General features: G+C 58.0%; 26 protein-coding genes. 11 read left to right on the forward strand and 15 right to left on the reverse strand.

The genetic code is table 11. The features are described 5' to 3' along the window. Positions 1-108: 108 nt before the first annotated feature. Positions 109-1743, reverse strand: coding sequence for a SulP family inorganic anion transporter (locus ACR0AL_RS19680; protein WP_170351401.1), 1635 nt, complete (start codon positions 1741-1743; stop codon positions 109-111). A gap of 207 nt (positions 1744-1950) precedes the next feature. On the opposite strand from ACR0AL_RS19680, the gene ACR0AL_RS19685 reads away from it, so the two are divergent. Then, on the forward strand, positions 1951-2823 hold the full coding sequence (locus ACR0AL_RS19685) for an S-methyl-5'-thioadenosine phosphorylase (protein WP_170351403.1): 873 nt from the start codon (positions 1951-1953) through the stop codon (positions 2821-2823). A gap of 6 nt (positions 2824-2829) precedes the next feature. On the opposite strand, the gene ACR0AL_RS19690 is transcribed toward ACR0AL_RS19685, so the two are convergent. Further along, positions 2830-3693 (reverse strand): alpha/beta hydrolase, encoded by an 864-nt coding sequence (locus ACR0AL_RS19690; RefSeq protein WP_368040153.1) that lies wholly within the window; start codon positions 3691-3693, stop codon positions 2830-2832. A 227-nt stretch (positions 3694-3920) separates the two neighbouring features. On the opposite strand from ACR0AL_RS19690, the gene ACR0AL_RS19695 reads away from it, so the two are divergent. Beyond that, complete coding sequence (locus ACR0AL_RS19695) at positions 3921-4937, forward strand: DUF418 domain-containing protein (protein ID WP_170351405.1); 1017 nt, start codon at positions 3921-3923, stop codon at positions 4935-4937. 51 nt (positions 4938-4988) lie between these two features. Then, positions 4989-5618 carry a LysE family translocator gene (locus ACR0AL_RS19700; RefSeq protein WP_170379113.1) on the forward strand — a complete coding sequence of 210 codons (630 nt, stop codon included), beginning with the start codon at positions 4989-4991 and terminating at the stop codon, positions 5616-5618. A 4-nt stretch (positions 5619-5622) separates the two neighbouring features. On the opposite strand, the gene ACR0AL_RS19705 is transcribed toward ACR0AL_RS19700, so the two are convergent. Then, positions 5623-5787, reverse strand: a complete 165-nt coding sequence (locus ACR0AL_RS19705) for a hypothetical protein (RefSeq protein ID WP_170516929.1) — start codon at positions 5785-5787, stop codon at positions 5623-5625. Between the two features lie 308 nt (positions 5788-6095). Here ACR0AL_RS19705 and ACR0AL_RS19710 point away from each other — a divergent pair, with 308 nt between their 5' ends. Then, on the forward strand, positions 6096-6635 hold the full coding sequence (locus ACR0AL_RS19710) for an adenine phosphoribosyltransferase (protein WP_170351410.1): 540 nt from the start codon (positions 6096-6098) through the stop codon (positions 6633-6635). Positions 6636-6683: 48 nt separating this feature from the next. Here ACR0AL_RS19710 and ACR0AL_RS19715 read toward each other — a convergent pair whose 3' ends face one another. From ACR0AL_RS19715 to coxB, 11 genes are all read right to left on the reverse strand, one after another. After that, the gene (locus tag ACR0AL_RS19715; RefSeq protein WP_480649050.1) at positions 6684-8102 is read right to left on the reverse strand and encodes an FAD-binding oxidoreductase; all 1419 of its coding nucleotides are present in this window, start codon (positions 8100-8102) and stop codon (positions 6684-6686) included. A 38-nt stretch (positions 8103-8140) separates the two neighbouring features. Beyond that, positions 8141-8959: an MBL fold metallo-hydrolase gene (locus ACR0AL_RS19720; protein WP_170351414.1), complete on the reverse strand. Its 819-nt coding sequence runs from the start codon at positions 8957-8959 to the stop codon at positions 8141-8143. Between the two features lie 101 nt (positions 8960-9060). After that, a complete protein-coding gene (locus ACR0AL_RS19725; protein ID WP_170351416.1) occupies positions 9061-9645 on the reverse strand; it encodes a GNAT family N-acetyltransferase in 585 nt (194 codons plus the stop codon). Further along, complete coding sequence (locus ACR0AL_RS19730) at positions 9645-10907, reverse strand: M16 family metallopeptidase (protein WP_480664365.1); 1263 nt, start codon at positions 10905-10907, stop codon at positions 9645-9647. The genes ACR0AL_RS19725 and ACR0AL_RS19730 overlap by 1 nt, the downstream gene beginning before the upstream one ends. After that, positions 10904-12292, reverse strand: coding sequence for a threonine synthase (thrC, locus tag ACR0AL_RS19735; RefSeq protein ID WP_480664367.1), 1389 nt, complete (start codon positions 12290-12292; stop codon positions 10904-10906). Before thrC ends, ACR0AL_RS19730 begins: the two co-directional genes overlap by 4 nt. Next, on the reverse strand, positions 12289-12966 hold the full coding sequence (locus ACR0AL_RS19740; protein ID WP_480664369.1) for an SURF1 family protein: 678 nt from the start codon (positions 12964-12966) through the stop codon (positions 12289-12291). Before ACR0AL_RS19740 ends, thrC begins: the two co-directional genes overlap by 4 nt. Before the next feature lie 169 nt (positions 12967-13135). After that, positions 13136-13951 (reverse strand): cytochrome c oxidase subunit 3, encoded by an 816-nt coding sequence (locus tag ACR0AL_RS19745; protein WP_170351424.1) that lies wholly within the window; start codon positions 13949-13951, stop codon positions 13136-13138. A 22-nt stretch (positions 13952-13973) separates the two neighbouring features. After that, complete coding sequence (locus tag ACR0AL_RS19750; protein WP_170351425.1) at positions 13974-14549, reverse strand: cytochrome c oxidase assembly protein; 576 nt, start codon at positions 14547-14549, stop codon at positions 13974-13976. Next, the gene (locus tag ACR0AL_RS19755; protein ID WP_170351427.1) at positions 14549-14710 is read right to left on the reverse strand and encodes a hypothetical protein; all 162 of its coding nucleotides are present in this window, start codon (positions 14708-14710) and stop codon (positions 14549-14551) included. Before ACR0AL_RS19755 ends, ACR0AL_RS19750 begins: the two co-directional genes overlap by 1 nt. Next, a complete protein-coding gene (gene cyoE / locus ACR0AL_RS19760) occupies positions 14707-15663 on the reverse strand; it encodes a heme o synthase (protein WP_480664371.1) in 957 nt (318 codons plus the stop codon). The genes ACR0AL_RS19755 and cyoE overlap by 4 nt, the downstream gene beginning before the upstream one ends. Positions 15664-15739: 76 nt before the next feature. Further along, positions 15740-16651, reverse strand: coding sequence for a cytochrome c oxidase subunit II (gene coxB, locus ACR0AL_RS19765; protein WP_170351431.1), 912 nt, complete (start codon positions 16649-16651; stop codon positions 15740-15742). A gap of 176 nt (positions 16652-16827) precedes the next feature. On the opposite strand from coxB, the gene tldD reads away from it, so the two are divergent. From tldD to ACR0AL_RS19790, 5 genes are all read left to right on the forward strand, one after another. After that, positions 16828-18249, forward strand: coding sequence for a metalloprotease TldD (gene tldD, locus ACR0AL_RS19770; protein ID WP_170507548.1), 1422 nt, complete (start codon positions 16828-16830; stop codon positions 18247-18249). A gap of 229 nt (positions 18250-18478) precedes the next feature. Next, entirely contained in the window at positions 18479-19606 is a 1128-nt protein-coding gene (gene dprA, locus ACR0AL_RS19775; RefSeq protein WP_480664373.1) for a DNA-processing protein DprA, read from the forward strand. Positions 19607-19767: 161 nt separating this feature from the next. After that, complete coding sequence (gene topA / locus ACR0AL_RS19780; protein WP_480664375.1) at positions 19768-22386, forward strand: type I DNA topoisomerase; 2619 nt, start codon at positions 19768-19770, stop codon at positions 22384-22386. A 101-nt stretch (positions 22387-22487) separates the two neighbouring features. Next, positions 22488-23192 (forward strand): CoA transferase subunit A, encoded by a 705-nt coding sequence (locus ACR0AL_RS19785; protein ID WP_170362511.1) that lies wholly within the window; start codon positions 22488-22490, stop codon positions 23190-23192. Beyond that, positions 23192-23818 carry a CoA transferase subunit B gene (locus ACR0AL_RS19790; RefSeq protein ID WP_170351441.1) on the forward strand — a complete coding sequence of 209 codons (627 nt, stop codon included), beginning with the start codon at positions 23192-23194 and terminating at the stop codon, positions 23816-23818. The genes ACR0AL_RS19785 and ACR0AL_RS19790 overlap by 1 nt, the downstream gene beginning before the upstream one ends. Positions 23819-23859: 41 nt before the next feature. Here ACR0AL_RS19790 and ACR0AL_RS19795 read toward each other — a convergent pair whose 3' ends face one another. Further along, positions 23860-24726 carry a lytic transglycosylase domain-containing protein gene (locus tag ACR0AL_RS19795; RefSeq protein ID WP_170351443.1) on the reverse strand — a complete coding sequence of 289 codons (867 nt, stop codon included), beginning with the start codon at positions 24724-24726 and terminating at the stop codon, positions 23860-23862. Between the two features lie 352 nt (positions 24727-25078). On the opposite strand from ACR0AL_RS19795, the gene ACR0AL_RS19800 reads away from it, so the two are divergent. After that, a complete protein-coding gene (locus ACR0AL_RS19800; RefSeq protein WP_170351445.1) occupies positions 25079-25297 on the forward strand; it encodes a Flp family type IVb pilin in 219 nt (72 codons plus the stop codon). 90 nt (positions 25298-25387) lie between these two features. After that, positions 25388-25600, forward strand: a complete 213-nt coding sequence (locus ACR0AL_RS19805; protein ID WP_170351447.1) for a hypothetical protein — start codon at positions 25388-25390, stop codon at positions 25598-25600. The last annotated feature ends 133 nt before the right edge of the window (positions 25601-25733 follow it).

A 25733-nucleotide genomic window follows, 5' to 3' on the forward strand; every position in this document is an offset into this window, starting at 1 on the left:
GCCCTTTGGGCGCCTCCCCCGAGGTATTTTCAGCCAGATGAAGCAGGGGATCCTGTATTCATCTGGTCGCAAATACCTCGGAGCGCGAGGCAGAGCCTCGCAAAACACTCAGTGGCCGCCCAGAATGCCGGTGCGAACAGAATAATCCACCGCCAGTTGGTAATCGGGGTCATCATCGCTGTCGACCATCAGATGCCCTGCTTTGTTCAGCAGCTTGTGGCAATCGCGGCTGAGGTGGCGCAGCATGACGCGTTTGCCTGCGGCCTCGTACTTCGACGCGACGTTTTCGATGGCCTGCAGCGCGGACTGGTCCACAACCCGGCTTTCTGCAAAATCCACGATCACCGTGTCAGGATCACTTGGCACATCGAACAACTCGACAAAACCCTCGGAGGAACCAAAGAACAGAGGCCCTTGGATTTCGTAGACTTTTGCGCCTTTTTCGGTTTCCGATTCACGCGTGATGGCATGGATACGCTTGGCGTTGTTCCACGCATAGGCCAGCGCGGAGACGATGACACCAACCACAACCGCGACCGCAAGGTCTTCCATCACCGTCACCACAGTCACCAGAACGATCACGAACGCGTCCGTCAACGGCACCTTGCGCATGATCTTGAACGAGTTCCAGGCGAATGTACCGATCACCACCATAAACATCACCCCGACCAGTGCGGCCAGCGGGATTTGCTCGATCAGCGGTGAGGCAAACAAGATGAACACCAGCAGGAATAGTGCCGCCGCGATACCGGCGATACGGGTCCGGCCACCGGACTTCACGTTGATCATCGACTGACCAATCATTGCGCAGCCGCCCATGCCACCGAAGAAACCGGTGGCGACGTTGGCAACGCCTTGCGCGATACATTCCTGCGAAGCCCCGCCGCGCTTACCGGTGATCTCTCCAACAAGGTTCAACGTCAGCAGGGATTCGATCAGGCCGATTGCTGCCAGAATGACGGCATAGGGCAGGATAATTTCAAAAGTTTCCCAGGTCAGCGGCACCATCGGGATGTGGAACGGCGGCAAACCTCCCTCGATAGACGCCAGGTCACCGACGCGAGGCACATCCAAACCAAAGCCAATCACCAGCGCGGCAACGACAAAAATACCGGCTAGCGGCGCAGGAATGATGCGCGTGATACGCGGCATGACCCAGATCACCGCCATGGTCAGTGCGACCAGGCCCAGCATCGTGTAAAGCTGCAGACCCGAAAGCCATTCGCCGCCACCTACGCCATGGCCGGTGTTTTCCATGGTGCCAGGCACTTTGAACTGACCCAACTGCGCCAGAAAAATCACGATAGCCAGACCATTCACAAAGCCCAGCATCACCGGATGCGGCACCAGCCGGATGAACCGGCCCCAATGCATGGCCCCAGCGATCACTTGCAGGATACCCATCAACACCACGGTCGCGAACAAGTATTCAACCCCGTGTTGGGCTACCAGCGCCACCATTACAACGGCCAGCGCCCCGGTCGCGCCCGAAATCATGCCCGGACGGCCACCAATCAACGCCGTAATAAGACCAACCATAAAGGCCGCGTACAAACCAACCAGCGGATGCACACCGGCCACAAAGGCAAAGGCCACCGCTTCGGGCACCAACGCCAGCGCCACAGTCAGACCCGACAGCAGTTCGATCCGCAGGCGCGAGGCGGTCAGCCCTTCGTCCGGCACCCAACGAAGATCGGGTTTGGCGATACGATTGGCAAAGCTTGCCAGCATGGCTCGGGGCATGGGACGGTCCTGTTGGGTTTTTTGAGTTTCGCGCGAAAGGGGTCTTTTAGCGGCCAAGCCCCACTTGAGATACCGCGTCAGGTGGGACCCAGATATGCACCACGCGCATACCGGACCATCAGCCAACACAAACCGTTGAACCCACTTGCCAAATCCTCTGCCGCCCCTCAGACAGTTTGCAACGTATTTTTCAAGTGGAGCACAACCATGACCCAGACGAAAATCGCCATCATCGGTGGATCAGGTATCTACGATATCGACGGGCTGGAAAATGCAGAATGGGTTACGGTTGAAACGCCTTGGGGTGCGCCCTCGGACCAGATCCTGACCGGATCTCTGAATGGCGTCGGCATGGCCTTCTTACCACGCCATGGGCGCGGCCACATACATTCACCGACCGAAGTGCCTTATCGCGCCAATATCGACGCGCTGAAGCGATTGGGTGTGACGGATGTGATTTCGGTTTCCGCCTGCGGATCTTTCCGCGAGCATATGGCGCCGGGGGATTTCGTAATCGTCGACCAGTTCATTGACCGGACCTTTGCGCGCGAAAAAAGCTTTTTCGGCACGGGCTGCGTTGCCCATGTCAGCGTGGCGCATCCGACCTGCCCACGCTTGTCGGACGCTTGTGAAACCGCAGGCAAAGCTGCTGGCATCACCATTCATCGCGGCGGTACTTACCTGGCGATGGAGGGGCCACAATTCTCGTCCCTGGCGGAATCCAAGATGTATCGCGAACATTGGGGCTGCGACGTGATCGGCATGACCAATATGCCCGAGGCGAAACTCGCCCGCGAGGCCGAGCTCTGCTATGCCTCAGTCGCCATGGTTACAGATTATGACAGCTGGCACCCGGATCACGGCGAAGTCGACGTAACCGCCATTATCGCCACCCTTACCGGGAATGCGGAAAAAGGCCGGGCAATGGTAAAAGGCCTGCCTGACCTGCTGGGGGCCGAGCGCGCGCCCTGCCCCCATGGCTGTGACCGGGCACTGGAATTCGCAATCCTAACCGCACCCGAGAAACGCGATCCAGCACTGCTGGCCAAGCTGGATGCAGTCGCTGGGCGAATTCTTTAACCTACGCTATTGCGCAAGGGTCTGCTGCACCTCATCCCACAACCCATGCGACCAGAGGTCGTTATGGGTGCCGTCGGGGATGACATGCAGCTCGGCGGTGTCGCCCGACATCGCCGCCAGCGCCTGGCCATGATGCAGCGGGACGGTTTCATCCTGGGTACCGTGGAAGATCAGTATGGGCACCGTAACGTCGCCGATAAAGTCGCGGGTTGCGAACTGATCCTTCATCAAGGCTGAGACCGGCAAGAACGGATACCGCTCGGCCGCCACATCCACGGTTGCAGTGAAAGGTGCCTCAAGCACCAAAAGCTGCGCATTTGGGCGCTCGGCGGCGACGGCAGCCGCGACGCCGGTTCCAAGGCTTTGACCGTGCAGGACGACAGCTTCGCCTTCGGTATCCAACCGGTCGAACATCTGTATCCCATCCGTGATTAGCGCCAGTTCCGAGGGCTCACCTCCGCTGCCCGGAAAACCGCGATAGCTGGGGGCGAACAGACCAAAGCCGCTGTTGAGGATTTCCCGCAGCCGGTCTGCCCGGTCACCCAGATTGCCGCTTTGACCGTGAAAGAACAAAACCGTCGGCGCGCCATCGGTGGCCGGCGGCGCCGACCACGCTGTCAGAACAACCCCGTCAGACATGGGCAGAGAGATCAAGTCAACATCCGCCAGCCCAACCTCATTGGGGGCGGGCAATTCTCCGGACGGTTTGTATAGCAGCTCATCCTGATTAGCGTACATGTACCCCACGATCCCGGCGTAAATCACGACGCTGATCAGGATCAGAAGGATCAGCACACGTTTCAACCGCCCGTCGTTTGAGCGGGACATGTCCTTGAACGCTTTTGTATAGTCGGGATGTGTCTGCGTCACCTTCGCCTCCGATCCTTTGATATGCCCTAGGTTGTAGGGCCAGACCGGCGTTTCAAGGACGGTACGCACGCTTTAACACAATCTTTAACTTACTCAACTCGGGCACATTGTGACCGATGAAGGTGGCAAGGTCGCCCTGATCCTCGCAATTTGTTTATCTTAAACACGCCACAGAACCGCATTTGTGCCACAAAATCATTTCAGTACACCCCAAACAGAGGAGCACCATGAAACGACTCGAAGCCCTGGACGCCGCCCGCTTTTTTGCTTTCTGCGGCATGGTGCTGGTGAACTTCCGCATCGCGGCGCAAGTTGCGCCGGGCCAAGACTGGGCGTCGGGTTTTGTCGACGCATTGGAGGGGAGGGCCGCCGCACTGTTCGTCATTCTGGCCGGTGTAGGATTGGGTCTGTCGAGCATCCCCGCTGGTGTGCTGCTACGGCGCGCGGCCTTTCTGTTCGTTCTCGGCCTGATCAACATGACCGTGTTCGACGCCGACATTCTGCATTTCTATGCATTGTATTTTGTGGTGGGGGCTGTGTTTCTTTCGGCCTCGGGACGTTTGTTGTGGCTGGGGGCGTTGGGGATTGTTGCGCTGGCCGTTTTGGCCAACCTTATCTTTGACTATGAGCGGGGCTGGGATTGGTCCACGCTCAGCTATACCGACCTCTGGACCCTGCCCGGCTTTTTACGAAATGCAATTTTCAACGGTTGGCACCCGGTTTTACCTTGGGCTGCTTTCCTGCTGATCGGCATGGCCATCGGGCGATCACAGCTTCGAACGATCTGCATTCAACACCGCCTGATCATGTGGGGATTTGGCGCTGCCGTGTTGGCCCTTATTCCACAAAGGTTGATGTCCGAACCGGAATTGGTTGCCTATCTAGGCACTGCGTCGATTCCCCCAGGGCCGTTCTATATCCTGGCCAGCACCGGATCGGCGTGCGTGGTGATCGGACTGTTGCTGAAGCTATGGCCGAAGATCGAAAAACTGCGCTTTGGCTCTGCCCTGACCGCTCCGGGACGGCAGAGCCTGACCCTATATGTGGCGCATATCCTGATCGGGATGGGATTGCTGGAGGAGCTTGGTTTGCTAAATGGCACACTCAAACCAACACAGATCGTGGTTTACGCGCTCGGGTTCTGCGCTTTGTCCTCGGGTTTTGCCCTATTGTGGTTCCGCCGGTTCAAGCGCGGCCCACTTGAGGCATTGATGCGTCGCGTCACCGAGCCACGAAAGGCTTGACCTCACCGTCGCGGCGGGGCTTGGTGAGGGCGAAACCAAACGGGTAACCCCATGTCTTTTGAACTTTGGCTGGCTTTCGTGGCCGCATCGACCGCCTTGCTGCTTATCCCCGGCCCGACTGTGTTGCTGGTGCTTAGCTATGCCTTATCAAAAGGGCGCAGCGTCGCCGTGGCCTCGGCCACAGGGGTGGCGGTAGGGGATCTGGTTGCAATGACCGCTTCGCTACTGGGGCTGGGGGCGCTGGTGCTGGCCTCGGCTACTTTGTTTTCTGTGCTGAAATGGGTGGGTGCGGCCTATCTTGTGTGGCTGGGCATCAAGCTGCTGCGTAGCGCGCCCTCGGGCGGGTTAGAGGCGCCAGCGACCGGGCGAAATGTCACCGCACAAAGTGTCTTTGGCCATGCCGCCGCCGTTACGGCGCTGAACCCGAAATCCATTGCCTTTTTCATCGCCTTCGTACCGCAATTCCTGCGTCCGGCGGACCCATTGGGCCCGCAATTCGCTATCCTGATCGCGACTTTCGTGGGTCTGGCCTGGCTGAACGCGCTGGCCTATGCGCTGCTGGCTGACCGGCTGCGCCGGATGATCGGACGCGCCGGGGTAATCACTGCGATGACCCGGTTCGGAGGGCTGACTTTGATTGGAATGGGGGTTGCAACCGCCGTGCTGCGCCGCCCGGCCTGAGGGTTCAGCTCACTTCGTGTTCTTTCATGAACCCACGGATAAAACGTCGTATTTCGCGAGCGGCTGATGTATCCAGTTCCCTGCACAATTCAACAAATGCGTCCCGCTCATCCTTGTCCAGGCGCAGGACCAACTGGCTGTTTTTCTTGGCAGATACCTTGCTGTCCATCTTTCCCGCACACCCTGTTCAATGCCTAAATCCACAAGCGATACACCGCATATACAATGCATAGCAAATTCAGGTACCGGCGACCTACCAACAAAACAGAGTTTTGGCAATCAACCTTCACGCGACTCAGGCATTCCATTTACCAGTCCGGCGCGTCCATCGTGGTCACCCACCGCACAGCATCTCTATTTCGTATTATCAAAGCTCAATTCCGCTCCCTGTCGGGAAGTCAGCGATAATCTTTCCTTGCAAGGCTGTCCTCAATGGGCCAAATACGCCCGCGTGTTTTGACGTCAGAGGGATTGGCAATGTCCAGAAACAAGTCGGTCAAGGATTACATCCGAACCATCGTCGATTTCCCGCATGAGGGGATCATGTTTCGCGACGTCACCACACTGTTCGCTGATCCGCGCGGTTTTCGTATGGCAATCGACCAGATGTTGCACCCCTACGCGGGTGAGCAGATCGACAAAGTCGTGGGCCTCGAGGCGCGCGGCTTCATACTGGGCGGTGCCATTGCCCATCAGCTGAGTGTTGGCTTCGTGCCGATCCGCAAAAAGGGCAAACTGCCCGGCACAACCATCAGCCAGGATTACAAACTGGAATATGGTGAGGCCATCGTCGAGATTCACGATGACGCCATTCAACCGGGCGAGAAAATCCTTGTCGTCGACGATCTGTTGGCAACGGGCGGCACCGCCGCTGCCGGGATCAAGCTGATTGAACGGCTGGGGGGTGAGATCGTATCATGCTCGTTCATTGTCGACCTGCCGGAACTGGGCGGCCGCAAGGCGTTGGAAGACATGGGTATGGATGTGCACGTTCTGTGCGAATTCGAAGGGCTGTAAACGCCCGTCATTCAATTTCCCAAAGGCAAGGCGCGGGAAGCGGCACGATCAATCCGCCCTCAAAACCGCACCCGGATTCATGATCCCCTGCGGGTCCAGCGCAGCTTTGATGGCACGCATTGCAGACAGCTTTGTCGCGCCGCCATAGCGCTCAAGATCATCGACTTTCAGACGCCCTACCCCATGCTCGGCACTGACCGAGCCACCAAAGGCCTCCACCAGATCATGCACAGCGTGTTTGACGGCCTGTCTCTCGCCATCAAACTCCGAACGGCTGTGGCCCAAGGGCGGGAACACGTTGTAGTGCAGATTGCCATCACCAACGTGACCAAAACAGTTGATGCGGAACAACCCAAGCGCGGCCACGACCTCGGCCCCGCGTTGAATGAATTCGGGAAATCGGGAAATCGGGACCGAGATATCGTGACTGGACACCGACCCGATCAGCCGGTTGGCCTCGGGGATACGCTCGCGCACGGCCCATAGGTCCATACGCTGCGCCTCGCTTTGCGCAATAACCGCCTCCCCGACGAGGCCAGCTTTGTCCGCTTCGATATACAGCGTTTCCAGCGCGTCGGCGGGCGAGTGCCCCGCAAACAATCCAAGCTCGATCAGAACGCACCATTCAGGCTGGGTCTCAAATGGCTGGCGCACATCTGGCAAAACCTCGGTCAGGAATTGCAGCCCCTGCTTGTGGATCAGCTCAAAGGTGCTGACCGCTTCACCCAGTTGGTCGTGGGCCAATGATAGTAAATCGATCGCCGCTTGGGGCGAAGCGACCTGAACCATCGCGGTTCCGACCGCCTCGGGCCGCGGAGAAAGTTTCAACGAGGCGGCGGTGATGATCCCCAATGTACCCTCCGCACCTATCAGCAGGTTACGAAGATCATAGCCGGTGTTGTCCTTGCGCAACCGGCTGAGCCCGTTCCAGATTTCACCGCTGGGCAGAACCGCCTCAAGCCCCAAACAAAGGTCGCGCGCATTGCCATAGCGCAACACGTTGACCCCACCCGCATTGGTAGCAAGGTTGCCCCCGATCCGGCACGATCCCTGCGCTGCAAGAGCCAGAGGGAATAACCGGTTCGCCTCTTCCGCGGCGGTTTGTACATCAGCCAGAATGGCACCTGCCTCGGCAATCAGAATGTTTTCGGTCGGGTAAACCGCCCGGATCGCGGTCATCCTCTCTAACGAGATCAAGAGGGGCGCTGGCCCGTCCGGCATTACCTGTCCGCCTACCAGCCCTGTGCCACCACCGTAAGGCACTACCGGTACCCGCTTATCCAAGGCCAATCGAACCAGCGCTGCTACTTCATCAACCGTTCGCGGTAAGGCCAACAAACCGGCATGTCCGGTAAAACGCCCCCGTGGCTCTTCCAGATAGCGTTCCGTGACCGGGCGCATAATATCTTCACCCAGATCAGCCCGGATCAGACGGGCCAGTTTCTCATCGGCAGGATTCAGTGTCATGCCACCTCATTGCCCAAGCGAACGCGCCCGGACAAGCCCTATTCCAGTTCGATCAGATACTGCGGCTCCAGCACGACCACTGTTGGCTGACTTGGCAGAGTACGCAGCGACACGGTGATTTCGGTCGCTCCCTTGCGTTCAACCGGAAAATCATTGCGGATATCGACCAAAAACCGGTCCAGCGAAAAGCCGGAAAACCAGTGCATCGGGATGATAACGGAACTTTTCAGCCGCTTGAGGACCGAGATCATCTCGGGCAGAGGCATCGTCGTTCCCCCATCCACCGCCGCCATGACAACATCCAGCCGCCCCAACGCCGCAAATTGTTCATCGGATGGTATATGGTGCAAATGGCCCAGATGGCCGATGCACAGCCCTTCCACCTCGAACACAAAGATCGAATTGCCGCGCTCTTCAACGCCGCCATACGCAGATCGGATATCGGTCGAGACATTGCGCACCAGCATCTCGCCCAGATCAAGGTAATGATCGATCCCCAGCCCAAACTCGCCCCACCCCGGCAACACATGCGGGATTGCAGGATCGGGATGAGCGGTCCAATGAGTACTGTGCGCATGGTTCATGGTGACCACATCCGGGATCAAATCGGCACTACCGATAAAGCCGGTGAAATCCGTCACTGCGTTCAACCCGCCCTGCGTCTGGATCAGGAAAGAGGCATGGGCGATATAGCTGATCCGCACGGAAAATTCCGGGATCGGGTCCTGCCACGCCGCCTTGTGAATATACTCGATCCCCGGCGCGGCATCCGCGATGGCGATACAATGGCTCGGCCGCCGCTCCTGCGCCACAGCCCCGCCCGAGATCACCATCAATACCGCAACAATCCAGCGCATGGGGCAAGTGTAGCGCAGAACGCCAACAAGTCATGCCCCTTGTTCATCTGGCCAAAAATATCTCGGGGGAGGCGCGGCTGGCCGCGCCGGGGGCAGAGCCCCTAGCCCGCGTCCGTCTTGCCGCGCCGATCCGACCGCAGGCTGGCATACAGGACATGCGTCCGCCACCGCCCGTTGATCTGCAGATAAGACTGCGCCACGCCTTCATATTTAAAGCCCGAGCTTTCCAGCAACCCGCGAGAGGGCTTGTTTTCGGGCAGGCAGGCGGCCTCGATCCGGCTCAGATCCAAGCGGGTGAAGGCATAGTGGACTATCGCGCCAATCGCCTCGCGCATATACCCGTTGCGGGCAAAGGTTTGACCGGTCCAATACCCCAGCGTACCGGCCTGCGCCGGGCCGCGGCGCACGTTGTCCAGCGTGATCGCCCCCAGAAGCACATCATCGGATCGACGGAATAGGAACAAAGGAATCGCTGTGCCACTGGCCACTGAACGCTGCGCCCAGTAGACGCGATTGGTGAAAGATTTGCGCGTCAGATGATCCTTAGCCCAGATCGGCTCCCACGGGGTAAGGAATTCTTGGGACGCTCGCCGCAGCGCCGCCCAATCGTTGAAATCAGAGTGAACGGGCGGGCGCAGGCTTAGGCGCTCGGTCTCGAGTTTCAGCTTGCGTCTGCCCAACAGCATCACGCCGCACGCCTCTCCTGCAATTCTGCCAGCGTGGGCGCGGCGGAAACTGGGCCGTAGAGCGCCAAGGCCGCCGGCGCCTGAAGCGCCATCTTTTCCGCAAACGCACGAACATCCCTGGTGCTGACCGCATCGATCTTGGCGACCGTATCCTCAAGCGACGGCACCCGGTCCCAAATCTGAACCAGACGCGCCAGGCGTTCCGCCCGGTTTGATGGGCTTTCCAGCCCCATCAGCATCCCGGCTTTCATCTGCGCGCGGGCGCGGGCAACCTCTTCGGCGCTCATGTCTTCGGCGGCACGCTTCATCTCATCGATGGTAATCGTGGCCAGCTCTGCGACCTGATCCGCCGAGGTGCCTGCGTAGATCGTTGTTGTTCCGGTATCAGCATAGGCCCCGGTCTGCGCAAAGATCGTGTAGCATAGGCCACGTATCTCGCGCACCTCCTGAAACAGGCGCGAGGACATGCCGCCACCCAAAGCGGTGGAGTAAATCTGTGCCGTATAGATCTCATCGTCGCGGTAGCCGGGGCTTTCCAGCGCGAGTGCAAAATGGGCTTGTTCCAGCTCTTTCTCTTGTCTCGCTTCGCCGCCGGTGAAGCGGGCCGTTTCAGGAACCAGCCCTTTGCGCGGTTGCAGATGGCCAAACATCTCTTCGGCCATTTTCATCAGCGCATCGTGATCCACAGCACCCGCGGCAGACAGGATCATCTGCTCGGGGCCATAATGCTCGGCGACAAAACCCGACAGGTCCTCGCGCGAAAACGCGCTGACCCGCTCAGTCGGGCCCAGAATGGTGCGTCCCAGCGGTTGATCGTGATAGCTCTGCTCTTGCAGCCAGTCGAAAATCACGTCGTCTGGCGTGTCATAAGCCTGACCGATTTCCTGCAGGATCACGCCGCGTTCAACCTCGATCTCACGCGGGTCAAAGACAGGGTTCAGAACGATGTCACCGATCACGTCCATCGCCAGCGCCACATCGTCTTTCAGAACGCGTGCGTAATAGGCCGTCACCTCGCGCGAGGTATAGGCGTTGATATACCCGCCCACATCCTCGATCGCTTCGGCGATCTGCAGCGCAGACCTGCGCTCAGTTCCTTTGAACGCCATATGTTCAAGGAAATGGGCAATACCGTTCTGCTCGATCCGTTCATGCCGCCCACCGGCGGTTACCCAAATGCCGATGGCCGCCGATTGCAGCCCCGGCATATGTTCACTGACGATACGAAAGCCGTTCTTCAGTTGGTCTTGTCTGACAGTCACTCAGCAATATGCCTTTTGATATGATCCTCAATGGCACCCAGATCATTGGCGATGCGGGTCACCCGTTCCGGACGTTCATACAGATCAGACATGCGAGAGGGAAGAGGCGGATGTACGTCACTCGCCTTCTCAACCGCCGCCGGGAATTTTGCTGGGTGCGCAGTAGCCAAAGTGATCATCGGAACGTCAGCCACACGGTGATCTTCGGCGACCTTGATACCGACCGCGGTGTGCGGGCAAACCAGCTCGGCGCTGTGGGCCAGTGTGGATTTGATGGTGGCCAGTGTTTCATCCTCGGACACCCGGCCCGAGTCGAAATTCTCGCGCAGTGCTTCCATTGCGCCCTGACTGACGTTGAAGCCGCCATTCTTCAGCTCATCCATCAACTGCGATACAGCGCTGCCATCCTCACCGTAGGCATAGTACAGCGCACGTTCAAAGTTCGAGCTGACCTGAATATCCATCGACGGGCTGATCGAGGGAATGGTGTCACCCTTGAAATACCCCTGCCCCGAAAGGCAGCGATGCAGAATGTCGTTCTGGTTTGTGGCCACAACCAACCGATCAATGGGCAGCCCCATGCACTTGGCGATATAACCGGCAAAGATGTCACCGAAATTGCCGGTAGGCACGGTGAAGCTGACCTTGCGATGCGGTGCCCCCAGGCTGGCCGCAGCCGAGAAATAGTAGACCACCTGCGCCAACACGCGGGCAAAGTTGATCGAGTTCACACCCGCAAGTTTCACCCCATCGCGAAATTCGAAATCGTTGAACATGTCCTTCACGGCAGCCTGACAATCGTCAAAGTCGCCATCAACGGCCAATGCATGCACATTGCTGTCTGCCGGCGTGGTCATCTGGCGGCGTTGCACCTCGGACACACGACCATGGGGGAACAGAATGAACACGTCCACGGCATCCAGCCCCCGGAACGCCTCAATCGCGGCCGAGCCCGTATCGCCGCTGGTTGCGCCCACGATGGTCACACGTTCACCGCGCCGCTTCAGGGCCACCTGAAACAGTTGCCCGATCAGTTGCATGGCAAAGTCTTTGAACGCCAGTGTCGGACCGTGGAACAACTCCAGTAGGAAGTGGTTTTCGTTCAGCTGCTTCAGTGGCGCACGGGCATCATGACCAAAGCCTTCGTAGGCGCGGGCGATGATCGCCTTGAACTCATCCTCGGCAAAGGACCCGCTGACATAGGGCCACATCACGCTGAACGCGATTTCCTCATAGGGCAACCCTGCCAATGCTGCGATCTCTTCCTGGCTCATAACCGGAATTTCGGCAGGCAGGTACAGGCCACCATCGCGGGCCAGCCCGGTCAGCATCGCCTCTTCAAAGGTCAGTTCAGGCGCTTGGCCACGGGTCGAGATGTATTTCATTGCTCTTCACTTTCAGAAGGGGCGCGATTGCGCCACAGGAAATAACCGGTCATCGCGGCCCAGACCAGAGCCAGACCAAACCATGTGATTGCATATTGCAGGTGGTCATTGGGAATACCCGCAGAGTCGACAGGCAGGGGCGTCACGCCCGGGTCAGTTTGTGAACGGGCGATAAGAAGCACCGGTTCAGCCCCCAAAGCAGCGGCCAGATTGGGCGCGTCGCGGGCAAACCAGATATTGCTTTCCATGTCCGGTTCGGGTGTGTACCCGTCGACCTCATCGGGCCAATGTAGATTACCCGTTACCTCCATCTGACCCACCTGCCGTTCAGCCTGCTTGGCAGTGGTCGGAACAAACCCCCGGTCTACAAGAATTGTTCGGCCTTCAGTGCTGAAACGCTGAATAATGCGGTAACCTGCGCCGACAAGTTTGACCGAAACCAGAACATGGATTTCCCCGGGCTCCATCTCACCAGAAATCGTTACCGGCAAGTACTTGTCATCCTCAGGAGAAACGCTGTCGGGTAAGGCAACCGGTGCTGCCGTGATGCGGGTATCAATCTCGGACAGAACACCCTGTTTCCATGTCAGTCGCTGCATCTGCCAGAAGCCCAGAGACAACAGGATCGCCACACCGGCAATACCAAATATCAGCAGGAACAGGATGCGGCGCATATCGGGACCAGATTTCGTTACCTAAAGGCTCGGGTTGAACCGGCGCCTTGTTAAGGGTGCCACGTGCAAGATTGCAACCACGCAATTGTATCGGGCGCAATCTTGCGCCCTGGATAGAGAAAAAGCCGCCCCTTGGGGCGGCTTTTGCAATTGGATCGCCTGACCGGCGTTAAATCAGCGGGGCCTGACCCCAGATGTAGACGGCGAAGAACAGGAACAGCCAGACGACATCCACAAAGTGCCAGTACCAGGCTGCCGCTTCAAACCCGACGTGTTTTTCAGGGGTAAAGTCACCGCGTAGCGCCCGGATCAGGCAGACCGAAAGGAAGATGGTACCGATGATCACGTGGAAACCGTGGAACCCGGTGGCCATGAAGAAGTTAGAATAGAACTGATCGTCGCCGAATTTCCAGCCTTCGTGCGCCAGCAATTCATAATATTCAAAGCCCTGCAGGGCAGTAAATGCGATACCCAGTACGATACCGATAGCCAGACCGTTGATCAGCGCCTTGCGGTCATTGTCATGCACCAGCGCGTGGTGCGCCCAGGTGATCGCACAGCCCGACAACAGCAGAACCAGCGTGTTGATCAGCGGCAGGTGGAAGGGGTCAACCGCGTGAATATCCGGCTGGATGTACTCGGTGCCAGCATAGTCGTACATCGGATACATGCGGTGTTTGAAGAACGACCAGAACCAGGCGAAGAAGAACATCACCTCGGACATCACGAACAGGATAAAGCCGTAACGCAGACCGATGCGCACAACCGGCGTGTGGTCGCCAGCGCGGCTCTCGGCCACAACCTCGGACCACCAGGCGAACATGGTGTAAAGAACGGCCACCAGACCGGCCCAGAACACAAACGGTGTAACACCGTGCATCCAAAGGACGGCCCCGAACAGCATCACAAAGCCACCGATCGCGCCGATCAGCGGCCAGATCGACGGGGCCAGAATGTGATAATCATGGTTTTTAGCGTGTGCCATCAGCGTCCCTCACCTACAGGCGTTAGTTCGTGTTTGTATCTGCCTGCTCATCCAGGGCGGCGTAGCCCTCGGGCAGGTCTATTTCGTAGAATGTATACGACAGAGTAATCGTATGCACATACTTGGCTTCCAGATCCTCGACGATTTCCGGGTCGACGAAGAAGGTTACCGGCATCTGTACCCGCTCACCGGGTTGCAGCACCTGCTCTTCAAAACAGAAACAGGCGATTTTCTGAAAATACCCACCGGCCGAATACGGCGCGACGTTGTAAGACGCCTGCCCGGCAATCGGACGGTCGGTCGGGTTGTGGGCTTCGTAAAAGGCCAATCCGGTCTCACCGATGCGCACTTCCATCTCACGCTCGACCGGTTTGAACTCCCACGCCATGCCTTTGGCTTTCGAGGCGTCAAAGCGGACAGTGACCTTGCGGTCCAGAATATCCTCGGGCGCGGTTTCGGCCACACCAACCGTACCGCCAAAACCAGTGACCCGGCAGAACCAGTCGTAAAACGGCACCGCCGCCCAGGCCAAACCGCCCATCAGCACGACCACACTGACCGTCTGCATCACTGTTTTTTGCGGACCGGACAAGGCCATCAGTTCTGAACCTCTTGTGTCGGCTGACCCAGGCCAGTGCCCGAGACTTTTACGATCGTTAGCCCAAAGATGATCACAATGAAGGCAGCCAGCGTCAGACCCACCCCCAGATTGCGGTTGAACCGGCGCTGGTGCAGTTCATGGCTTTTGCGCAGACTCATGACCAACCTCCCAATCCATAGGGTTTCAACAACGCCTCAGCCAGAATCGCGCCGAAGTGCAGGAACAGGTAGAGCAGCGACAGCTTAAAGAATGAGCGCTCGACCTTGAAGTTATCTGCCTCTGAGTCATCCTCTGTGCGGCGCGAGATCTGCCACGCTCCGCGCAGGAACAGGGCGTTCATCACGACAGCAACGGTCAGATAGATCGGGCCACCGATGCCCGAGAAGGACGTGCCAACCGCCAGCAGCGCCAGCAGTACGGTGTAAACAAGAATGTGCCAGCGCGTCGCGCGGCGGCCGTGTGTCACGGTCAGCATCGGCACACCCGCATCGTCGTAATCCGAGCGCATGAACAGCGCCAGAGCCCAGAAATGCGGTGGAGTCCACATGAAGGTCAAGGCAAACATCAGCCACGGCTCAAGCGTCATCGACCCCGTGGCCGCGACCCAACCGATTACCGGAGGGAAAGCCCCTGCCGCACCACCGATCACGATGTTCTGCGGCGTCGAACGCTTTAGCCACATCGTGTAGACCACGACATAGAAAAAGATGGTGAAACCCAGGAAGGCTCCGGCAAACCAGTTCGTTGCCAGACCCAGCATGATCACCGACAGGCCAGACAGCGCCAGCCCAATGGCCATGGCCTCGCCCGCATCAACCTTGCCGGACGGAATCGGACGGCCTTTGGTGCGCTTCATCACCTTGTCAATGTCAGCGTCCCACCACATGTTCAGCGCACCCGAGGCACCACCGCCGATGGCAATGAACAAGATGGCGCAGAAGCCGACAAAGGGATGGACCGGCACAGGCGCCGCCAGCAGACCGACAAGCGCCGTGAACACCACCAACGACATGACCCGCGGCTTCAGCAGGGTGAAATAATCGCCAAAGCTGGCCTCGTCCACGCGGGTCTGCGCGGTCACGGTGCTGGCATTTAAGCTTGCGTCGCTCATGTCGGGTCCTTTTGGGGCGAAAACTGCGCGATCACCGCGCAGCCTGCATCATGTATTCATCCGGCCAATGCCCGGATCAGTTCGAAGCAACCTGATAGGCCGCAGGCTGACCTGCGTACTCTTCCAGAGCGCCTTGCAGCCATTGCTCATAGGCTTCTTCGCTGACAACCTTGACAGTGATCGGCATGTAAGCGTGGTCCTTTCCGCACAGTTCAGAACACTGACCGAAATAGATGCCTTCCTTGTCAGCCTGGAACCACAGCTCGGCCAGACGACCCGGTACGCCGTCCTGCTTCACGCCAAAGGACGGGATGGTCCAAGAGTGGATCACGTCCGACGCAGTCACCTGCATAACGATGATCTTACCGACCGGCACAACAACGGCCGTATCGGTGGCCAACAGCCACTCATCATCGCTGTAACCGGAATCGGCCAGCTTAGCGCGCATCGCATCATCCAGAACGAACGGCGTTACGTCGGCATCCGCCGGGCGGGCACCTTCGTCCAGAGTTGCGGGGTGACCCAGCAGATAGCTGTCGAACGCAAAATCGTGATCAACATATTCGTAGGTCCAGTACCACTGGTTGCCCACCACCTTGATGACAACGTCACCTTCGGGAATTTCCTGCTGTTTGAACAGAACCGGAAGTGAGAACGCACCGATAAAGACCAGAACCAGGATCGGCCCAAGGGTCCAAGCAATTTCAACCGGGGTATAGTGCGAGAATCGCGCCGGTGTCGGGTTTGCGCGCTGATTGTAACGCATGATGCAGTAAACCAGTAGGCCCGCGACCAGCAGACAGATGACGGTAATGATCACCAGAATCATCGCGTCCAGTCTGTGAATCCCCACGGCAAGGTCTGTAGCTGCAGGCTGGAAATTTACACCGCCGGCAACCGGCTTGCCAATAATCTCAAGCTCCTGAGCCATGGCGGGAAGGCTGGAGAGGGCTGTTGCAAGCCCGGAAAGCATCAAAGCGTTCTTCATTTTCTGTCCTGATCGTCTGATCTTAGCTTCTCTGGCGAAAAGGTGTGAATCAGTCGCACCTCTCCCGTTGTCTTTGGCCGCGTTAAAAACCATATTCCGGCGGGTAGATAAAGCAAAATGCTTGCGTCAAACAGACGCTATTTTTGATCTGGATCAAACCGGAAAGGTCCCAACCGATGCCCAACGACCCGTTTCGCCCGTTTGAAAGCGTTCTTCCGCAGGACGAAGCGCTTGCAGTTTTGCAGTCGGCCACCGCCGGGGCCGTGGATGGCGAGCTGTTTGTCGAGCGGCGAAAATCCGAGTCTCTGGTCTTTGACGACGGGCGTTTGAAGACGGCGTCCTATGACGCCTCCGAAGGATTCGGCCTGCGCGCGGTGCAAGGTGAGGTAGCGGGATATGCCCATTCTACCGACGTTTCGATCCCGGCATTGAAGCGCGCCGCTGAAACCGCGCGTCTGGCTGTTGGCGACGGCGGCGGCACCTTGGCCGAGGCGCCCCGCGCCACCAACACGCGGCTTTATACGGACGAAGATCCGATCGAATCGGCAAGTTTCCCGGTGAAAATTGAAACCCTGCGCGAAATCGACGCCTTTTCCCGCGACCTCGACCCTCGCGTCGTGCAAGTCAGCGCCACGATCGCAGCCGCTGTGCAAGAGGTCGAGATTCTGCGCCCCGACGGGGTTCTGGTGCGCGATGTGCGTCCGATGACCCGCCTGAACATCTCGGTCATTGTCGAACAGAACGGCCGCCGTGAAAGCGGCTCGGCCGGGGGTGGCGGACGCGTTGGTCTGGATGGCCTCATCGACCCGACAGACTGGCAGAACAAAGCACGCGAGGCGCTGCGGATCGCTTTGGTCAATCTGGACGCCATCCCTGCCCCGGCGGGCGTGATGGAGGTGGCCCTGGGCCCCGGCTGGCCCGGTATCTTGCTGCACGAGGCCATCGGACATGGGCTGGAAGGCGACTTTAATCGCAAGGGCAGCTCGGCCTTCGCGGGCCTGATGGGACAGCAGATCGCGTCAAAAGGCGTCACCGTCGTGGATGACGGCACGATTGCCGACCGACGCGGTTCAATCACTGTAGATGACGAAGGCACGCCCAGTTCGCGGACAGTGCTGATCGAGGATGGCGTTCTGACTGGGTATATGCAGGACCGTCAGAATGCGCGTTTGATGAATGTTGCGCCCACCGGAAACGGGCGGCGGCAAAGCTATGCGCACAAGCCCATGCCACGAATGACCAATACGGTGATGTTGGGCGGCAACGCCGATCCTGCTTCGCTTGTGGCCGAAATCAAAGACGGTATCTGGGCCGTGGGCTTTGGTGGTGGGCAGGTGGATATCACCAACGGCAAGTTCGTGTTTTCCTGCACCGAGGCGTACCGCGTTGAAAACGGCAAGATTGGTGCCCCGGTCAAGGGTGCAACCCTGATCGGCGACGGACCCTCCGCCCTGAACCGCATCCGGGGATTGGGCAATGATATGGCGCTTGATCCGGGTATGGGCACCTGTGGGAAAGACGGCCAATGGGTGCCGGTAGGTGTCGGCCAGCCAACCGTTCTGATGGACGGCCTGACCGTCGGCGGATCAGCTGCCTGACACAGAATCGGTCACCAGCAAGGTTAACGCCACGTGTGGACGATCAATCGATATTGATGCCTGCCTGAGAATTTCCTTCGGGCAGGCATTTTTATTTTCCTGTTTGTTATCTGATGGTTACACCAAACACGCCATCAATTCTGGGAAATTTTCTGAATAATTTGACAAGATTTACAAGCTGTTAACCCCCTCAGTCGTAAACCAGTTCTGCAATCAGGCGGAGCAACGGATGACCGAAGAGCAGCTTTCTTCCTATCACCCCACACTCCCACCCACCACGGAAGAGGACCGGTTCTCCTGGCTTCGTCTGTTGCGCTCGCGCAAGGTCGGCCCGGCGACGTTTCGTCGGCTGCTGCGCGAACATGGCTCAGCGCAGAATGCGCTGGCCGCGCTGCCTGAAATGGCACGTGCCGCCGGAATCAAAGGGTATGAAATTTGCCCACCTGGCGTGATTGAGGCGGAGCTCAAGGCCGCAAAAGCCGCAAACGCGCGGTTATTGTGCCTTGGGTCCGCTGATTTCCCCACTGCCCTGAACGACTTGTCCGATGCCCCACCGATGCTTTGGGCCATTGGCGACGTATCCGTGTTGCGCAAGCCCTCGATTGCGATGGTCGGTGCGCGCAATTGCTCGTCTTTAGGGGCGCGGATGGCGCGTGGCCTGGCAACCGACCTCGGAAAACAGGGATATGTCGTGGTCTCGGGCCTGGCCCGCGGGATTGACACCTCGGCGCATTTGGCGGCGCTGAATACTGGCACGGTGGCGGTCATGGCCGGCGGCGTAGATGTGATTTATCCTGCGGAAAACACCGATCTGGCAAGGGACATCGCCCAATCTGGCCTGCGCCTGTCGGAACAGCCCATGGGCGTGACACCGCAAGCCCGGCACTTTCCCCGTCGTAACCGCATTATCTCGGGCCTGGCACAGGCTGTTGTGGTGGTTGAAGCGGCAGCAAAATCCGGCAGCCTGATCACCGCACGCGACGCGCTGGATCAAGGGCGCGAGGTTCTGGCAGTACCCGGCCATCCTTTCGATGCCCGCGCCGCCGGTTGCAATCTGCTGATCCGCGACGGGGCCACTCTGGTGCGGTCCGCCGAAGACGTTATCGAAGCGTTGCCAGAACAACAGTCCGAATTATTCGAGACCACAGTTCCCGAAATGACACCCGAACCCGTCGCCTCGGGTGCCGCCCTTCATCGCGAAATTCTGGCTCGGCTTGGTCCTTCGCCCATCGCCGAGGACCAGTTGATCCGCGACATCGCAGCCACGGCAGGCGAGATTGGTCCGGCGCTGGTTGATCTGGAATTGGACGGGCGCATCCAACGTCAGCCCGGTGGGTTGCTGTCACTAACGGCCTGAGCAAGCGTCTCACGCCCCGCGCTGATTTTTTGAAGGCTATCGCGCTGAAATCGCCGTAAAATTCACGTATTTAAAGGAACGCATTGACAATTCGCTCTTGCCCTACACATCTTGCACGATCATAGAAGGCGCCCAATCCGTCGAGCGAGGTTTCCCCTTAAATGCCTGTTGTTGTTGTAGAATCCCCGGCCAAAGCCAAAACAATCAACAAATACCTTGGCCCTGATTACACTGTCCTGGCATCTTATGGTCATGTTCGCGACCTGCCCCCCAAGGACGGTTCCGTCGACCCCGAGCATGAATTTGAGATGAAATGGGAGGTCGGCAACGACAGCCGTAAACATGTCAAAGCCATCGCCGACGCGCTGAAGGAAGACAATGCCCTGATCCTTGCCACTGACCCCGATCGTGAGGGTGAGGCGATCAGCTGGCACTTGCAAGAGGCGCTGACCAAACGCCGTTCGATCAAAAAGGATACGCCCGTCAGCCGCGTGACCTTCAACGCCATCACCAAAGACGCGGTGACCGAGGCGATGCAGAACCCGCGTGAGGTCGATATGCCGTTGGTCGAGGCGTATCTGGCCCGCCGCGCGCTGGACTATCTGGTCGGGTTCAACCTGTCTCCGGTTTTGTGGCGTAAACTGCCCGGCGCGAAATCGGCAGGACGTGTGCAATCGGTCTGTCTGCGCCTGATCGTCGAGCGCGAGATGGAGATCGAAGCGTTCAAACCTGTCGAATACTGGTCGGTACGTGCCCTGTTTGAAACGCCACGCGGTCAGACCTATGAGGCACGCTTGGTCACTCTGGCGGGCAAAAAGCTGGACAAGCACGACTTGGCCAATGCCACTCAGGCGGAACTGGCGGTTCAGGCGATCACCAGCCGCGCGCTCAGCGTTACTTCGGTCGAAGCCAAGCCCGCCGCGCGCAACCCCAGCGCACCGTTCATGACCTCGACCCTGCAACAAGAGGCCAGCCGCAAGTTTGGCATGGGTGCCCGCCATGCCATGCAGGTGGCGCAGCGGCTGTATGAGGCGGGTTACATCACTTATATGCGGACCGATGGTATCGATATGGCGCCCGAAGCCGTGGCCGCCACCCGCGATACAATTGCCGACCGGTATGGCGCGGAATATGTGCCGGACAGCCCACGCATGTATAAGAACAAGGCCAAGAACGCACAGGAAGCGCACGAGTGTATCCGCCCAACGGACATGGCGCGGGATGCCAAGGCACTGAAGGTGACGGATGAGGATCAGCGCAAGCTGTATGACTTGATCTGGAAGCGCACCATCGCCTGTCAAATGGCCGCCGCGCGTCTGGAAAGAACAACGGTTGAGGTTGGCAGCGCCGACGGCCAGGTTGGCCTGCGTGCCACCGGTCAGGTGGTGCTGTTTGACGGCTTCATGCGCGTGTATGAAGAGGGTCGCGATGATGTGGCCGATGACGACGAAAAGCGCCTGCCGCAGATCATGCAGGGTGATCCAGCACCGTTTGCCAAGACATCGCTGAAGGATCAGTTCACCAAGGCTGAGGACAAGGCCGCCATCCTGTCCGACAACGAATCCGTTCTGGCCCTGCAACACCACACCCAGCCGCCGCCGCGCTATACCGAGGCCACCTTGGTCAAGCGGATGGAAGAGCTGGGGATCGGGCGCCCCTCGACCTATGCCTCGATCGTGACCACGATTCAGGACAGGGAATATGTACGCAAGGACAAGAACCGTCTGATCCCCGAAGAAAAAGGCCGGATCGTAACGATCTTTCTGCTGAATTTCTTCCGACAATATGTTGGCTATGAGTTCACCGCCAATCTGGAGGAACAGCTGGATGATGTCAGTGCTGGGGACCGCGACTATAAGGACTTGTTGGGCAAGTTCTGGCGCGATTTCTCGGCCGCCATTGGCGAGACATCGGAATTGCGTATTTCCGAGGTGTTGGACAAGTTGGACGAGGCACTGGCGCCGCAATTGTACCCCTCGCGCGAGGATGGTTCTGATCCGCGCGTCTGCCCGAAATGCGGCGTGGGCCAGTTGCACCTGAAAACCTCGCGCACCGGCGGGTTTGTGGGCTGCGGCAACTACCCCGAATGCACCTATACCCGCCCCATCGCGGGCGAAGGGGCCGAAGGCGACGAGCGTCTGCTGGGTGAGGATGCAGGTGATGAGATCTGGCTGAAATCCGGCCGGTTCGGTCCTTACGTTCAGCGCGGCGAACCCACGCCCGAGAACAAGAAGCCGCCGCGCGCGTCCCTGCCCCGCGGGTGGAGCAAGGATGACATGGATCTGGACAAGGCGCTGACGTTGCTGTCCCTGCCCCGCCAGATCGGCGAACACCCCGAGGGCGGTATGATCAGCTCGAATTTTGGGCGGTTTGGACCGTATCTGATGCACCAATTGCCCGAGGAAGCAAAACCGGTCTATGCCAACCTCAAAGACCCCAACGATGTGTTCGAGATCGGTATGAACCGCGCAGTTGAAATGCTGGCCGAGAAGCGCGCCAATCCGGGGCGCGGGCGCAGGGCCGCTGCCAAACCGCTCAAAGAGCTGGGCGAGCACCCCGATGGCGGCGCAATGCAGGTTCTTGATGGGCGGTATGGGCCATACGTGAAGTGGGAAAAGGTCAATGCCACCATTCCCAAGGATATCAAGCCCGAAGACGTGACGCAGGAAATGGCCATTGAGCTGGTCAATGAGCGGGCTGCCAAGAAGGGCACCAAGAAAAAGGCCGCACCCAAGAAAAAAGCGGCAGCCAAGAAAACAACCAAGAAGGCGGCCACCTAAGGGTGGCTAGGTAGAAATACCACCACCCCCTTGGATTCGTTGACTTCCCCGTGACGTGGCGGCACAACCTGCCCATCACCAAGTCATTGGGGGAGTTTTCCATGAAGAAAGTCTATGCCAATGCCACCGAAGCGCTTGATGGGGTGTTGTCGGATGGCATGATGATCGCAGCAGGCGGGTTCGGCCTGTGCGGTATTCCTGAATTGCTGTTGGAGGCGATCAAGGAGTCGGGCGCTCAGGACCTGACCTTTGCTTCGAACAATGCGGGCGTCGATGATTTCGGCATCGGCATCTTGCTGCAAACCAAGCAGGTCAAAAAGATGATCAGCTCATATGTTGGCGAGAACGCGGAATTCATGCGTCAGTACCTGGCGGGTGAGTTGGAATTGGAATTCAACCCGCAAGGCACTCTGGCTGAGCGTATGCGTGCCGGTGGTGCAGGAATCCCCGGCTTCTATACCAAGACAGGTGTGGGCACCGTGATCGCTGAGGGTAAGGAGCATAAGGACTTCAACGGCGAAACCTATATCATGGAAGAAGGCATCTTTGCCGATCTGGCCATCGTCAAGGCATGGAAGGCCGACGACACCGGCAACCTGATCTTTCGCAAGACCGCCCGCAACTTTAACGTGCCCGCAGCGACCTGCGGCAAGGTCTGCATCGCCGAAGTCGAAGAGATCGTGCCACGCGGTTCGCTGGATCCCGACCAGATCCACTTGCCCGGCATCTACGTGAACCGGATCATTCAGGGCGATCACGAAAAACGCATCGAACAGCGCACCACCCGCAAGAAGGAGGAAGCATAATGCCCTGGGACCGCAATCAAATGGCCGCCCGCGCGGCGCAGGAGCTGGAAGACGGCATGTATGTGAACCTCGGCATCGGGATTCCGACGCTGGTGGCGAACTATGTGGGTGATAAGGACATCACTCTACAATCCGAGAACGGCATGCTGGGCATGGGCCCCTTCCCGTTCGAAGGTGAAGAAGACCCCGACCTGATCAACGCAGGAAAACAGACGATCACTGAATTGTCGCGCACGTCCTATTTCGACAGCGCCACATCCTTTGCCATGATCCGGGGCGGCAAGATTGCTGCAGCAGTTCTGGGCGCTATGGAGGTTGATGAGGAAGGTGATCTGGCCAACTGGATGATTCCAGGCGTTCTGGTCAAAGGCATGGGCGGCGCGATGGATCTTGTCGCCGGTGTTGGCCGCGTGATCGTTGTGATGGATCACACTAACAAGCACGGCAAGTCCAAGCTACTGAAGAAATGCACCCTGCCCCTGACCGGAAAACAGGTAGTGGATCGCATCATTACCAATCTGGGTGTTCTGGACGTGGTTGAAGGCGGCCTGAAGATCGTCGAAATTGCCGAAGGTGTAACCGAAGACGAGATTCGCGCCGCCACCGAGGCCAAGATCGTCAACTAATCCACTAGATTGAAAAGGCCCGCCAGTTCTGGCGGGCCTTTTCAATTCAATGTCTGGAACACACAGCCATCCGAAATCAGCTCGGGCGGGGTTGAACAAAGGGCCTTGGCGATCTGAAAAGCCGCAAGGACTTTGGGCACGTAATCCCGCGTCTCGGCATAAGGGGGAACTCCACTGTGCTTGCGCACAGCACCTTCACCCGCATTATATCCGGCCAGCACTAGGATCGGATCATTTCCAAATTCTTCCATCAACCAGTTCAGGTATTTGACACCGCCCGAGATATTCTGAGACGGCTGCAAGCTGTCCTTAACACCAAATCGTTTGGCGGTGGCTGGCATCAACTGCATCAACCCCTGCGCCCCGGCTGAGCTGACCGCATTCTCACGACCTGCAGATTCAACCGAAATCACGGCCAGCACCAAAGCCGGCGATACATTTGTTCCTACGGTTGAGCGCAGAATCTCGATCCCTTGTTGTTGCGCAATGTTCTGGAGCGTCTGCAAACGCGGTGAGGCCACATTGGTCGCGGCCAGCGCGTTTATGGCTGCATCCAACCGCCAAGCTCCTGCTTCGGCCAAAGCAGGTGAGATTTTATCCCAGAAAGCCTTGTAAGACCCGACCGGTTTGTTTTGCGATCCAGTCCCTGGAACACTTGGGGGTACAACCTTGGCGCGTTTGACGATCTCAGGAATAACGAGCTCGGCCCCGGTGCTGGGCGCGAAGGGCGCCGATGCATGTTCTTCGGGCGAAATCTGAACAGTTATCTTGGGTCGCGTCCCCGGTTTGGGGGGCTTTACTCTTTTATATACGCCCCTGGGTTCAACTTCATTCGCGATAGCGGGCAAGGGCCCTGACATCATCAAAGCCAACGTGCCGGCGCAGATCATTGCGTCCCGGAGTTTCATTTTGCCTGCCTCATGTTTTTTCTTTTACGGGATTTGAACCGCGAATCCCGTTGTAAAGCCAGAGAAACACGTCGAAATGGGGCAATTTCGCCTCATTTGGCGCAATTTTGCATCGGCAACACAGAACACCCCAATCGGTAACGAACTTTTATTTGTTTATTTTCAATAGGTTGAAGAAAAAACTACCAAAAAGTTAAGCGGAAAAGAAAAAAAATGGTGTTTAGCCCAATTCCTGCCACGCCTGACAGGCAATCATAGTGCCATACCGAGACGGTCGGGAGCGGACTGAGAGAGAAAGCTCTGATAGACCCCGAGGTTTATTTGACTTTTGATCCTTTAGGAGGGACGTAACATGATCAAGTTCATCAAGAACTTCCGCAAAGACGAAGACGGCGCCGTAACAGTTGACTGGGTCGTTCTGACTGCAGCTATCGTTGGCCTGGCCGCAGTTGCTTACAGCGCGATCGGTGATGGCACCGCAGCTCTGTCGGGCAAAATCGGTACCGAAATCAACGGCACCACGGTTGAAGACATCAAAACCAAGTTCGGCACGACGACCTCCGGCGGCTAATAGAAACGCCGGTAGAGATTTATATGGTGGGGCCATGCTTGCTTAGGCTTGGCCCCTCTTTTTATGCAATATCCCTAAAGTGGTACTCCTATGCTGAAGAGACTTGCAAAATTTTCTCACCAAGAGGATGGGGCCGTAACGGTTGATTGGGTCGTGCTGACAGCCATGCTGGTTGGCTTTGGCTCTTTCATCGGTCTTTACATCGCAGATCCTGTGCAAAACCTGGACGCAAAAAATGGTGCCGCAGTCTCTGCGGTTGAGGTTCAAGACATACGCACAAAGTTTTCCGCCACCAGCCCCTGATGCGGAAACGCCTCAGAATGAGTGCGGAATTACAATCACGAAATTAATCGAGATTGTCCCCCTTTTCGACACAATTTAACATTACGAAGAAATGGACTTCGTCGTAATGTCGCGGCGAACAAACCGATATAGA

This window comes from Ruegeria sp. BB1, from assembly GCF_056539465.1.